The 13,123-nt window shown below is 70.5% G+C and carries 11 protein-coding genes; 5 read left to right on the top strand and 6 right to left on the bottom strand.

Annotation, left to right across the window (positions count from 1 at the left end; genetic code table 11):
• Positions 1-10: 10 nt before the first annotated feature.
• The 5 genes from AC07FY_RS23265 to AC07FY_RS23245 form a co-directional block, all read right to left on the bottom strand.
• Positions 11-1,657: a N,N-dimethylformamidase beta subunit family domain-containing protein gene (locus AC07FY_RS23265; protein ID WP_479009146.1), complete on the bottom strand. Its 1,647-nt coding sequence runs from the start codon at positions 1,655-1,657 to the stop codon at positions 11-13.
• A 146-nt stretch (positions 1,658-1,803) separates the two neighbouring features.
• Positions 1,804-3,489 (bottom strand): ribonuclease J, encoded by a 1,686-nt coding sequence (locus tag AC07FY_RS23260; protein ID WP_479009144.1) that lies wholly within the window; start codon positions 3,487-3,489, stop codon positions 1,804-1,806.
• A 330-nt stretch (positions 3,490-3,819) separates the two neighbouring features.
• Positions 3,820-5,856, bottom strand: a complete 2,037-nt coding sequence (locus AC07FY_RS23255; protein ID WP_479009142.1) for a SpoIIE family protein phosphatase — start codon at positions 5,854-5,856, stop codon at positions 3,820-3,822.
• Positions 5,857-6,211: 355 nt separating this feature from the next.
• The gene (locus tag AC07FY_RS23250; protein WP_479009140.1) at positions 6,212-7,450 is read right to left on the bottom strand and encodes a serine hydrolase domain-containing protein; all 1,239 of its coding nucleotides are present in this window, start codon (positions 7,448-7,450) and stop codon (positions 6,212-6,214) included.
• Between the two features lie 76 nt (positions 7,451-7,526).
• Positions 7,527-8,423 carry an alpha/beta hydrolase gene (locus AC07FY_RS23245; protein WP_479009139.1) on the bottom strand — a complete coding sequence of 299 codons (897 nt, stop codon included), beginning with the start codon at positions 8,421-8,423 and terminating at the stop codon, positions 7,527-7,529.
• A gap of 107 nt (positions 8,424-8,530) precedes the next feature.
• Here AC07FY_RS23245 and AC07FY_RS23240 point away from each other — a divergent pair, with 107 nt between their 5' ends.
• The 5 genes from AC07FY_RS23240 to AC07FY_RS23220 all read left to right on the top strand — a co-directional run bounded on the left by AC07FY_RS23240 (position 8,531) and on the right by AC07FY_RS23220 (position 12,422).
• On the top strand, positions 8,531-9,571 hold the full coding sequence (locus AC07FY_RS23240) for a helix-turn-helix domain-containing protein (RefSeq protein ID WP_479009137.1): 1,041 nt from the start codon (positions 8,531-8,533) through the stop codon (positions 9,569-9,571).
• Between the two features lie 116 nt (positions 9,572-9,687).
• Positions 9,688-9,996, top strand: a complete 309-nt coding sequence (locus tag AC07FY_RS23235; protein WP_479009135.1) for a hypothetical protein — start codon at positions 9,688-9,690, stop codon at positions 9,994-9,996.
• A gap of 478 nt (positions 9,997-10,474) precedes the next feature.
• Positions 10,475-11,041, top strand: a complete 567-nt coding sequence (locus tag AC07FY_RS23230; RefSeq protein ID WP_479009133.1) for a hypothetical protein — start codon at positions 10,475-10,477, stop codon at positions 11,039-11,041.
• A 762-nt stretch (positions 11,042-11,803) separates the two neighbouring features.
• Positions 11,804-12,199 (top strand): alpha/beta fold hydrolase, encoded by a 396-nt coding sequence (locus tag AC07FY_RS23225; protein ID WP_479009412.1) that lies wholly within the window; start codon positions 11,804-11,806, stop codon positions 12,197-12,199.
• A gap of 40 nt (positions 12,200-12,239) precedes the next feature.
• Positions 12,240-12,422: a hypothetical protein gene (locus AC07FY_RS23220; protein ID WP_479009131.1), complete on the top strand. Its 183-nt coding sequence runs from the start codon at positions 12,240-12,242 to the stop codon at positions 12,420-12,422.
• Here AC07FY_RS23220 and AC07FY_RS23215 read toward each other — a convergent pair.
• Entirely contained in the window at positions 12,394-12,990 is a 597-nt protein-coding gene (locus AC07FY_RS23215; RefSeq protein ID WP_479009129.1) for a TetR/AcrR family transcriptional regulator, read from the bottom strand. The two genes, AC07FY_RS23220 and AC07FY_RS23215, sit on opposite strands and share 29 nt — an antisense overlap.
• Positions 12,991-13,123 lie beyond the last annotated feature (133 nt).

The raw sequence follows: 13,123 nt of genomic DNA, 5'->3' as shown, positions 1-13,123 counted from the left end.
CCGCCTTTCCTCAGCCCGCTGCACCGGGCTGCGAGGTGGGGTCGACCGCGTCCCGGACCGGCCCGATGCCGCCGTCGTGCAAGGCTTGATCGACCGTCCCGCCATGGGACGTTCGGGGTTCGGTCCGCCCCGCCGGGCCCTGCGCGAAGGTCCGTAGGACGTTGGCGGTGACCGTCCGGGTGAAGTGCCCGGCGCGTGCGTCCAGGCCGTGGTTCGCCTTGCCGCTTCCGGTTCCGCTTGCGTCGAGGGCCTCGACCCAGCGCATGGTGCCCGTGGCGACCACCGCGGCCCCTCCCGGCAGGGACATGTAGGCGGTGTCCGCGAACGACGGCCTCCCTTTGCACACCACCGGCGAGTGCGCGAGGACCTCGACCGGCCCCGGCGCCGGGAAGGACGGATGGACCCGGTCGAACTCGATCCCCACCAGGTGCGGGAAGGAGTCGCCGGCCCGGGCCCCGGTGCCTGCCAGGAGCCAGTGGTCCGGACGGGAGACGACATAGGGGGCGTCGACCGGATAGCCGTCGTAGATCACGCCGAGCAGTGAACTCTCCGGGTCGGGAACGGGCCCGCTCCTGAAGTCGTTGGTGGGCGCACTGCCCCGCTGGAAGCCGGGGTCGAGGGCGTAGTCCTGCTTGTAGCAGACCACGACGCGGTCGGGCCCGGCCGGGGAGGGGGCCCAGCGGATCCGGCGGTAGCAGCAGTTGGCGCCGAGCACGGCCAGGTTCATCCCTCCGTCGCGCGCCCGGGTCACGCGGCGGCGCTGTTCGGGACTCCAGTACTCGTCGTGGCCGAGCGAGACCATGGCGGCCGCCCCGCACAGGGCATGCGGATCGCGGGCGACGTCCAGGCCCGTCGTGTACGCCAGGGGGATGCCCAGGCGCTCGGCGAGGGCGAGCAGGGGCGCCTCGTAGACGAGGAACTGGCCGGCCCCCTGCCTGTTGGCGTACGGGCGGTCGAAGGAGACCTGCAGGGACCGCGATCCCGGCTTGCCCGTCGAGCCCCTGTAGAGGTCCGCGCCGCCCCACCGGTTGTACGCCTGCCAGGTGGCCACCGCGTTGACCACGACGGTACGGCCGGCGGCCGAGGGGGACCGGACGGTGACGGGCACATAGCGTTGGGCCCGGCCGTCCGTGGTGTCCAGCCGCAGGAGGTAGCAGCCTTCCGGCCATCCCGAGGTGTCCACCCTTGCCGTCGGCGCCCAGTCGGCGTACGCCATCCGCGTGCCCGGGTCGAGCTTCGCCGGTGGTTGGAGGACACCGCGCAGGGCAGCCGACTTCCAGACCAGACGGGCTCTGGCACCGCCGTACCAGCCCATCCGGTACGCGGAGACGGTGTACGACGCGGATGTCGTCGACACCCGCAAGGCGAACGACTCGCCCGGGCGGACACTGACACGGTCCGCGAAGCCCTCCACAGCAGCCTTCGGACCGGCGCGGGTGATCCGCCAGTCAGGAGAACCGGGCAGCGCGTTCTCGGCCTTCACATCGAGCGCGCGCCCGCTGCGGACTCCGCAGGCGGCGTCCGCAGGGCTGGGGGCGGCCGCCGCGGCCGCCGCCGTACCGGCCGGCCATGGAGTGAGCGCGGCAGCGGCGAACCCCAGGAAAAGCCGGCGCCCAGGACCTTTGCGGCACTCGTCGTCCCCGCTCGGCACCGCCATCTGCGTCACCCCATCACCGCGAACATCCGGAACCACACCGGAGCCCGTTCTATCCCATGACCGCCACCGGCCCCCTGACCGCCACAAGGAAGGCGACACGAGCGGGGGCTCGGGGCTGTCACGGCAGGCTGGAGTCCGCCTCAGCGCTACGCGTCGATGATCACCGGAATGATGAGGGGCTTGCGCCGGTGGGTGCGAAACGCCCAGGACGCCACCGCGCGTGCGATGAGCTGTTCGAGCTGCACCGCGTCACCGACACCCTCCGCCGCGGCGGTGGCGAGGGTCTTTTCGATCACCGGGATGACGGGTGCGAAGGTGGTGTCGTCGTGTTCGAACCCGCGGGCCAGGAAGTCGGGGGCCTCGGCCAGCTTGCCCGTGTTGGCGTCGACGATGGCGACGACGGTGACCACGCCTTCCTGAGCGAGGGTGACGCGGTCCTTGAGGGAAGCCTCCGTGGCGCCGCCGACCGTCATGCCGTCCACGTACACGTTTCCGGCCGGGACCTTGCCGGTGATCGACACGCGTCCGTCGACGAGGTCGACGACGACACCGTCCTCGGCGATGACGACCCGGTCGGGGTCGACTCCCGTGGCGATGGCCAGGTCGGCATTGGCGCGCAGGTGCTTCCATTCGCCGTGCACGGGCATCACGTTGCGGGGCTTGACGATGTTGTAGCAGTACACGAGCTCACCGGCGCTGGCGTGGCCGGACACATGCACCTTGGCGTTGCCCTTGTGGACGACTTTCGCGCCCCAGCGAGTCAGCCCGTTGATGATGCGGTAGATGGCGCTCTCGTTGCCGGGAATCAGAGAGCTGGCGAGGAGGACGGTGTCACCCTCGCCGATGCGGATCTGGTGGTCGCGGTTGGCCATGCGCGCCAGGGCCGCCATGGGCTCGCCCTGCGAGCCGGTACAGATCAGGGTGATCTTGTTGTCCGGCAGCTGCTCCAGTTCCCTCATGTTGACGATCAGACCGGAGGGGACCTTGAGGTAGCCCAGTTCGCGTGCGATGCCCATGTTGCGGACCATGGAGCGACCGACGAAGGCGACCTTGCGCCCCTGCTGGTGGGCGGCGTCCAGTACCTGCTGGATGCGGTGTACGTGGCTGGCGAAGCTGGAGACGATGACCCGGCGCGGGGCGGTGCGCATGACCTGCTCGATGGCCGGGTTCAGGTCGCGTTCCGAGGTGGTGAAGCCGGGGACCTCGGCGTTGGTGGAGTCGGTGAGGAAGAGGTCGACGCCCTCCTCGCCGAGGCGGGCGAAGGCGCGCAGGTCCGTGATGCGGTCGTCCAGGGGGAACTGGTCCATCTTGAAGTCACCCGTGTGGAGCACCATGCCGGCGCCCGTGCGGATGGCGACCGCGAGGCCGTCCGGGATGGAGTGGTTGACCGCCACGAACTCGCACTCGAAGGGGCCGAACTTCCTGCGGTCGCCCTCGCGGACCCGTGCCGTTCGGGGCTTGATGCCGTGTTCCTTCAGCTTCGCCTCAAGGAACGCCAGCGTCAGCTTGGACCCGACGACAGGGATGTCAGCCCGCTCGCGCAGCAGGTACGGCACGCCGCCGATGTGGTCCTCGTGGCCGTGTGTCAGCACCACGGCGACGATGTCGTCCAGCCGGTCACGGATCGAGGTGAAGTCGGGAAGGATGACATCGACCCCGGGCTGGTGCTCCTCGGGGAACAGCACGCCGCAGTCGACGATGAGCAGCTTGCCGGCGTGCTCGAAGACGGTCATGTTGCGGCCGATTTCGCCCAGGCCGCCCAGGGCGGTGACCCTCAGCCCTCCTGCGGGCAACGGCGGGGCGGCTTTCAATTCGGGATGCGGGTGACTCATACCTTGACGTTACCGGAGGGTCTGCGGTGGTGATCCTCGTGGCACCGTCAGTGATCCGACCGGCTGCGCGTGTCGCTTTCCTGCGGGCTGCTTGCCGTCTGCCGGCACCTCGGCGGACGAGACCCCGGCGGGCCGGTGGCGCCAGGGGACAACGGTGACTCATCCGGACGCCCGAGCCCGTGTGAACGCAGTGCCGGCCGTCTTCGCGCCTCGATCTGAACCACGACGCCCAAGCCGTCCTCGTCGAGGTCTCCCCGACACAGTGGTCTTGCCGGAAGTCGGGTGCGAGCCATGCGTACGCCCCGTCCGGCCCCGCACGGGTGTGGTGTTTCACGGCAGGATCTGTTCGGTCCAGATGGTTTTGCCGCGCACGGTGCGGCGAGCGCCCCAGTGCTGGGCCATGTGGGCGATCAGGTAGAGGCCGCGGCCGCCTTCGTCGTCGTCCTCGGCATGCCGCACGTGGGGCGCGGCGTTGCTGGTGTCGGAGACCTCGCAGATCAGTGTTCGGTCATGGATGAGCCGTAGGTGCGCCGGTCCGTTCGAGTAGCGGACGGCGTTGGTCACCAGTTCGCTGGCGATCAGCTGAGTGCTGAACGCGAGGTCCTCGAGGTCCCATTCGCTGAGCTGGGCAGCGACCAGGCGGCGGGCCGCAGCGGCGCTCCCTGGTTCGTTGGGCAGGGTCCAGGAGGCCAGCTGCTCCGGCCCCAGGGGGCGGGTGCGCGCCAGCAGAATGAGGGCGTCCTCGGTGGGTGTGTCCGGGAGCAGCGCGGACATCAAGGCATCGCACATGTCCTGGAGGCGGCCGGTGAGGGCCTCGCCTGGGGAGAACACGTTCCGGAAGGCCGGGAGGGGGTCACCGTCCTGACCGAGTCCGGCGTTGTAGAGGGCCAGGACGGCGCCCTCGGGCAGGTCCACGCTGGTGGACTCGTACGAGGCCACGCCGCGCCCCAGTCTCGGCCCCGCCGGGCTTTCGATGACATGGACACTGCCGTCGGGGAGGGTTAGGACGGGCGCGGGATGTCCGGCCCGGGACATCGTGCAGCTGCCGGTGACCGGATCGTAGACCACATAGAGGCAGGTCGCCGTCAGCTCCACTTCGCCGGCGTCTTCGTCGGGAGGTTGTTCGCGGGCTACCTGCTCCGTCAGGTCGTGCAGGTGTTCGAGGAGTTCGTCGGCTTCGAGGTCGATCCCGGCGAGGGCGCTGACCGCCGTGCGCAGCCGTCCCATCGTGGTCACGGTGCGCATGCCGTGACCGGACACGTCACCCGCAACGAACGCGATGCGCGCGCCGGACAACGGGATGACGTCGTACCAGACGCCGCTCGCGGCTACCGGCAGGAAGGCGTACGCGGTCTCCGCAGCGGTGCGCGAGGGCAGCCGCTCGGGCACCAAGGTGTGCTGTGTGAGCCGGGCGAGCGTGCGTTCACGGTTGTAGCGGCGGGCGTTGTCGACACACACTGAGGCCCGGGCCGCCAGATCGGTCGCGGCACCGAGGTCGGCGTTGTCGAAGGGAGGCGACCCGGCGCCGCGGTAGAAGGCCGCCAGGCCGAGGACCACGCCCCGCGCGGCCAGCGGTACGGCGATCAGCGAGTGCAGACCCGCCTCGGCCGCCGTGTCGGCATGTTCCGGATGTCGGGCCAGCCACGGGTCGCCGGGCGCCAGGCGCCGGACGAGGCGGGGCCGCAGGTCGCTGAGGGCCTGCGCGTACGGGGTGCCCCGGGGCATCACCCTGACCTCCCCGACCACGCTCGCGGGCGCACCCGTGATCGTCTCCGCCGCTCGGAAACCCGCCCGGCGCACCGTGGCCGGGTCGAACAACGGTCCCGGGTGGGGCGCGTCACCGTGCAGTACCGCATCGAGGACGTCGACCGACACAGCGTCGGCCAGCTCGCCCACGGCGACGTCGGCGAGCTCCTGCGCCGTACGGAACACATCCAGGCTGCTGCCGAACCGCTCACCGGCCCGGTACAGCAGTTGCAGGCGCTGCTCGCCTCGGTCCTGCTCGGTGACGTCCACCACCGTGCCCGCCACCCCCAGCACGCGCGCCTCGGCGTCCTGGAGGCGGAACGCCGAGATCGACAGCACTTTCGTCGCGCTTTCCGAGCCGAGCAGAGGGCCGCGGTACCGGAAGTCGGTGACCGCCTCACCGGTGTCCAGCACCGTGCGCAGCATGCTCTCCACATCGTCCGCGACGAACCCCAGCTCGCGCCAGGTGCGGCCGACCGCATCCTTCATGTCGAAGCCGGGGACGTGAGGTGCGGCAGCGTTGAAGCGCACGATCCGCAGCTCCGGATCCAGCACGTGCAGACCAACCGGTGATTGCGTGAAGAACGCCCGCAGCACAGCCGCATCGAAGTCAGTGTCCATAGCGTCGGCAGCCTCCTCGCGAGCAAGCAACCAGTATCTACACCGCACCGCCCGGCCGCGCGGCGGCACACCGCCTGCCCAAGCCGGGCAGGCCGGGCAGGCCGGGCAGGCCGGACAGCCAAGCGGACGGCAGGGCGGCGGTGTCGGGCATGACGGCTGCTCATGGAGGAGCTGCCGCGTGACAGGCGGCGCACGGTCCCGATGCCGGCCGTCCGGCCCCGGCGGGCCCAGGGTGCAGCCGGTCGTGGTGGCGGCGGCGGTGATGGACCACTTCGGCGACACCCTGGTGCTGCTCAGCCCACGACCGGCGGCGGCGCGAGACCTTCCGCGGCTGCCGCGACCTCGCCCCGGACGGCTACTGCCGCGCGGCCTGACCGTCGCCGCACATCGCCTGCCCGTACAGCGTCTGCAGCGCGTCGTCGATGGGGTGGTGCTGCGGCTTCCCCGACGGGTCCGGCGCGTTCCACCTCTGGAGGTTGACCGCGACCGTCATCTGACGTTTGCCGTCGGCGCGGGTCAGCGAGATCGTTCCGGCCCCCCAGACCGTGCCGTCGTGGCCCCAGAAGGTACCGCAATCCGAGATGTCGACCTTGTGCAGCCCCAGGCCGTACTGGATCGTCGATCCGTCCAGGGCGATGACCGGAACCGTGCGCTGCATCTGCTCCAGCGACGACGGGTTCACGATCTCACCCTCGAGCAGCTTGCGGTAGAAGCGGTTGAGATCGTCCGTGGTCGACACCAGGGCGGCTCCCGTCCCGGTCCAGGACATGTTGTAGACGCTGTAGTCGCGGGGCGGGTCGAGCAGCCCCCACAGTGCCTCGTACATCCGTGAGTGCGGACCCTGGATCCGCGTCCCGGCCGGGAACCCCGTGTGCCGCAGACCGGCCCGCCGGATGACGTTCCGGGTGATGTACTGCTCGGCCGGGGTACCGGTCACGTGCTCCAGGAGCTGGCCGAGGAGGAGGTAATTGGTGTTGGAATACACGCCGGTGGGGCCTCCGGGCTCGCCGGTGGGGGGCGCGTCCAGGCCCAACGCGATCAGCTCGGCCGGGCGGAACTGCCTGAACCGGTTGTCGTCCAGGCTCTGCGGCGAGCCGGTCTGGAGGGACGGGAAGGCGTACCGGATGTAATCGGGGATGCCACTGGTGTTGTTGAGCAGCATCCGCACCGTGATCTTCCGGCCCCGCTCTCCCGGTACCAGCTGCGGCAGGTAGTCGCCGATCGGCGCATCGAGGCGGATGCGGCCCTGTTCGACCTGCTGCATGACCGCGGCGGCCGTGAACGTCTTGGTGATGCTGCCGACGCGCTGCCGCATGTCGGGCGTGACGGGACGGCCGGTGGTGACGTCGGCGACCCCGGAAGCGCCCCGCCACGTCCGGCCGCCGTCGCGCACCTCTGCGTACACCCCCGGTACACCCGCGCGGTGCACACCGTCCAGGGCGGACTTCAGCTCGGCGGGTCGGAAGGGTGACGACGGGCTCGCGCTGCCGGCCGTCACGGTGTGCGTCTCGCCGGGTGCGGGAGCTGCCGCCACCGTGACCGCGCAGATGCTGAGCGCGGCCATGGTTCCGCACATCGCCAGTCGGATCTTCAAGACAGTCGTCCTCTCGTGTCGTGCTCACTGAGTGCCGCAGGCGGGGACGCTCCCCGTGCTTTTCGACGTGTACGGCTCAAGGGGTCAGGGCGCGGCGCAGAGCGGCGCCGAGTTCGGCGTTCTGGCGCTGCGACACCTCGGCGGAGAGAAGTGCCTGCGATCCGTGGAAGGTGCCGGGCCACTGGTGGAGCTCGACCGACACGGCCGCCTGCATCAGGCGCAGCGCGTAGGCGATGCCCTCGTCGCGGTTCGGACAGAACTCCGCGGTGGCGATGTAGGCCGGTGGCAGCCCGGACAGATCGGCGGCCCGCGCGGGGGCGGCGTACGGTGTGGCGGGCCGGGAGCCCAGGTAGTGCCGCCACGCTGCGGAGAGCTTGCCGCGGTCGAACCAGGGTGTGTCGGTGAAGTTCCGCGCCGACCACGTCTCCTGCCGGTCGTCGAGCCCCGGCTGGTTGAGCAGTTGGAAGCAGATGGCCGGTCCCTGCTCGTCACGCGCCCGCAACGTCACCGCCGCCGCGAGGTTCGCGCCCGCGCTGTGACCGCCGACCGCGATCCGCGCCGGGTCGACACCGAGTTCGCCGGCGTGCTCGGCCGTCCAGACCAGTGCGGCGTAGGCGTCGTCCAAGGCGGCGGGGAACGGGTTCTCGGGCGCCAGGCGGTAGCCCACCGAGACCACCACCGTCCCGGAGAGGGACGCGACCCGGGCGGCCCACGGATGCTCGGTGTCCAGATCACCGAAGACTCCGCCACCGCCGTGCAGCCAGACGACGGCGCCCTGTGCCCGGTGCGGGCGGTAGACCCGGACCGCCACGTCCGGATCGCCGGACACCGTGCGGTCCTCGACCTCCATGTCGGAGGTGTCCGGCGCCGGCGCCGCAGCCGCACGCTCGGCGAAGTCCTTGCGCGCGGTCACCGGTTCGTTCATGTCGAGTTGCGGGAGGAAGGGGATGAATGCTTCGAGTTCGGGGTCCATGGCGACCATCCTCACGGGCCGTCACCCGGTGGGTCATCCGCCATCCGTCGCGCCTTCCGCCCCGATCACGCACCGGTCGGCGCGCCCCCTCCTCCTATCCTTCTGGCATGGAGGCACTGGCGGTTCGGCTGTCGGGACTGGATCCCTATGTCGACGGGGCGATGCGCATCGTCGCGTTCTACGACACCCTGATGCGCCGACGGGTGGATCTCCCGGCGCTCGCCCGGGCTTCGGCGGGACTGGCCGAGTGCGTGGCCGGCATACGGCTCCACGGCGCGGGGCGCGCGACCCGCGTCTCGCCCGACGGCAGGCCCGCCTCCACGCCCGCGACACCCGCGTCCACCGCGACGCCGATCACGCTCGACGACGAGGAGATCGGCACGGTGTGGCTGGAACGCCCCGGCCGGCCCAAGCCGCTCGACGAAGTGCTCCTCGACAGGCTCGCCATCGCCGCGGCGGCGGTCGCCGAGCGGTACGGCCCGGCCCGCACGACCATGGCCGACCCCGCCCTTGTCGAACTGGCGATCAGCTCGGACGGCGACGACGCGGCCCGAGCCCGGGCGCTACGGCTCCTGGGCTTCTCTGCCGAACTGCCCCTCCACGTCGTCGCCGTGCGGTCGCAGCTGCCGCTCGACCGGATCGGCGGCCTGATCTGCCCGGCCCGTACCGTGAAGGCGGCGCCGCTCGCCGACGTCGGCGTCATCCTGGCCACCTTCGTGGACCCGGCCCTCTTCCCGGCGGACGTGCGCGCGGGCATCGGCGCCGCCGACAGCCCCGACCGGTCCTGGCGGCAGGCACGCACCGCCCTGCGCTTCACGACCCCGCGCGCACCCGTCGTCCGCCACGCCGAACTCGGGGCGCTGGCGCTCCTGGCCGAGGTGCCCCCGGAGATCGCGCGGGAGAATGCCGACGTGGCGGCCGTCGCCCGCATCGCCGGCAACCCGGAGGATCTGGAGACGCTGGACACCTACTGCACCACCGGGTCGCTCCGCCGGGCCGCCGACGTGCTCCACCTGCACCACAGCAGCATCGCCCGCCGCCTCGAACAGATCGCGAAGACCCTGGACATCGAACTCACCGAACCGGCGGGGCTGACACGTGCCAGGATCGCGCTCACCGCGTGGCGGCTCCTCGACGCCTGTTCCTGAACGTGGGCGCTCGAGGACCAACTGCGGCAGGGCATGCCGAGGATGCCCTGCCCTCACATCCACCGTGGGCCACACCGCCGTCTGCTGTTGTCGGCGGCGCCCCCTACCCTCTACTCATGTCGGTCAACATCGATCTCGCCTTCACCGTCACCGGTGTCAGGGACGAGCCGCAAGCCTTGGATATCGTCCGCGCCCTAGAGGAGCTGTTGCGCGAGGAATCCCTCGCTCTCCAGGTGTCCCTGGGGGTGGCCGTGGACGACGACGGCGCGTTCTTCGTGTCCGGCGAATCCGACTTCCCGCTCGGGATCAGCCGTTTCTACCTGTGGCAGCCACACTTCGAAGGGCTCTTCGCGGCGACCGTCGCAGAGGTGGCCGCCGGTGCGACGGCGAAGGTCCACTGGGGCTACCCGGACGAGGAGTACTGACCGGGGCGGTCAACCTCCTGATCGACCTGACCCCTGCGCATGGGCACCACCAGCCAGACGCTCAGCCCCCGGGGCTCGCGGCCCGACCGGGACCGCGTGCCACCTGCCACCTGCCACCTGCGACCTGCCACCTGCCACCTGCGATCTGCCACCGCCCCGTGGGCCCCCGTGCCGTCGTCGTGCCGCAACACGTACGTCCTCCGCTTTCGCGGTGCCCTCGCCGGGTGGGCGGCACAGCCGGCGTGCAATATCCCCGAGGTCGCGGTTGTCGAAGCCCAGGGCGGACAGAACGGGCGGTGACGGCCTCGTGGTTGACTACGTCGATGGGCAGGGGACGGGGGAGACCTGCGGCGGTCGGCACCAAGGCCGTTGGCAGCAGCGGTCGTCAGGACCGGGGGAGCGGGTCGCGGGTCCGGAAGCTTTTCCCCGTGGACCCTGGGCCGGTTTTTGACGGGCAGTCGGGTGTGGAAGGGATCTGATGAGGTCGCGAACGATGGTGAGTGCGGCGGTATCGGCATGCGTGGCGCTGGTGGTGTGCGGGTGCGGCCCGGACAAGGGGCAGGACAACGCTGACGCGAAGGGTTCGCAGCCGCCGGCGTCCACAGCGGCGCAGGCGCCCGCGGGCACGCCCTCCGCGTCTGCCGGAACCGAGCAGCCGTCGCCCGCGGTGACCGGGAGCCGGCCCGCGCCCAAGACCAAGGAGCGTGCGATCCAGCGGTACGAGCAGTACCTCCACGGCTTGGGGCGCGAGGACATCGGTACGGTCTGCGAAGTGGCCGGGCCCGGCGCGAAGAAGGCGGAGGAGCAGGGATTCGGGCCGTGCACGTCGACGTACGTGATCGTGTTCCAGATGATTTCGCCCGCCCAGAAGAACGCCCTGAAGACCGCGACGGTCGACCCCCAGCGCGTCTCCGTGCGCACACTGGACAAGATCGAGATGCCGCTCGAAGCGGTCAGGTCCTCCGCCACCTTCACCGAGGAGGACCTGGGCAGTTACACCTTGGAGTACATCGAGAACGACTACTACATCACCGACGGGAAGTGACCTCCTCCGTACACACCGGGACACAGTGCGACGCCGGCCAGGCGAGGCATGCAAGTGGGGTGTTGTTCCCGATGTGGCACCGCCCCGCCCCGACCCGTCCCCCACTCCGTTACGATCCGCCGCGGTTCTGGCCGTGTCCGGGGGTCACGCCGTTTCGTGCGTGGGCGAAGGAGGCTGTCGCCAGGAAGTCTCCCGCGCAAGCGGTCGGCGACGAAGCGGATGGCCTCGTCGAACAGGGCGTCCGAGCGGTATCCGACGAACCTCACGGGCCGGCCCGATTCGTCCCGAAGGACGGTCAGGTACGCGTGTGAAGTGAACTCCAGGAGATCGCCGGCGAGCCAGTGCTGACAGCCGCCGCGGCGTTCGTGCCACCCAGATGCCACCTGCCGATGTACGCCGTGCGGTATCCGGCGTCACCGAAGACCGATGCCAGCGGGCCGCCCGCGCCGGCCCGACACCGGTTGCGGCGTGAACGCCTGAGCGACCCGCCTGGCGCGCCCCGGCAACCGTCATCCCCAACGACGGCGTTTGTCGGCTTCGCCCGCCCGTGGGGGATCGGGGAACGGCGTGTTTCCGGGGCTCGTGCGCCCATGGCTGGCTGCTTCAAGGGGACGGGCATGACAGATTGCAGGCGCAGGCGGCTCTCCTGCAGGCTCGCACCGTGTGGATCACCGGCAGTGACGGAGTGAGGATCGCGTTCGAGAGCCTGGGACGTGGACAACCGCTGGTGCTGTTGCACGGCTTCTTCGGAGACCGCACCACCTGGCACTCCGCGCACCGCATGACGCGGCGAGCTACGCAATCAGCCGTCAGGTCGAGGACGTCCTCACCGTCCTGGACGCGCTCGCCGTCGATCGTGCAGCCATGTGGGGAGCCTCGATGGGCGGCATCATCGGTCTGCATTTGCTCGCCCACCACCCTGAGCGGCTGACCTCGCTCGTCGCTTCCCGGCTGCGGGCATCTCGATGCATTCCTGCGAACGGATCTCACCCTGCCCGTCGTCCATGCGTTCCTCACTGGACGGAACACTCCCTGAGCCACTCGGACTTCCGGTGGAACAGGTCGCCGGGTCTGCCGTCCGGTGCGGGCGTCCAGGCGGGTCACGGGACGGCGGGCCCGGCCGGCGGGACACTCGGTAGGCTCCTCGGGGTCGGGTAGCAGGTCCTGACCTCCCGCAACATCCGCAGTTTGCCGGTCCATGACGTCCTCTTCGGCGGGCTCGATTACCAGATCGAGCTGCCGGCCGCTGACGATGGCCCGCTGCGCCGAGGTGGGCCTGCCCTACCACGAGGTCTCCGCGACCCGCTCGTACGCCGAAGTGCTGGCGCACCTCCGCCAGATCTCGGAGCGGGTCAAGAAGAGCGACTCGCGGTCCGTGTGATCCCGTCCATCAGCATGTCGACCAGGTCGCGGGTATAGGTGTCGGCCACCTCTCCCCGGCGGACCAGGACGCGCATCCACAGCGCGCCGGCCATGGCGTCCACCAGCGGCGCCGGATCGGCGTCGGGCGGCAGGTCGCCGCGGGCCACCGCGCGTTCGAAGACGGGTTGATGCCGTCCGAAGCGGTCATCGAGGAAGGAGATCACCAGGTCCCGCATCGCCTGATGGCGGACGGCGCCCACCAGTGCCGCCTCCACGACGGTGCGCCGGTGTTCATCGGCCAGCATGTCCTGCACCCGTTCTGCGAGTGTGGTCAGGTCACCGCGCAGACTCCCGGTGTCGGTGAGCTCGAACCGCAGCATCTGGGAGTGCAGCAGTGCGTCGCGCAGCAGCTCGGACTTCGACGCCCACCACCGGTAGATGGTCGTCTTGTTCACCCCGGACCGCTGGGCCACCCCCTCGATGGTCAGGGCGTCGTAGCCCAGGCTGCCCAGCATGTCCAGCGTGGCCGTGAAGATCTCAGCCTTGCGCCGGGGGCCGCCGCCTTCCCCGTCGTGCCTCCGCGCCACGGAAACCACCCTCCAATCGATGAGACGTCAGCCTACTCCAACGCAACGTGGCGTTGTGTTTGATCGCGAGCTCGCTTAGTCTGCAACGCAACGTTGCGTTGCCAGGGCTCCCCTTTCATGGGCGCCGCCCATC

The organism is Streptomyces sp. NPDC045967 (genome assembly GCF_056430495.1).
Note: the sequence above shows the minus strand (reverse complement) of the source record. Positions and strands in the feature narration are given on the sequence as shown.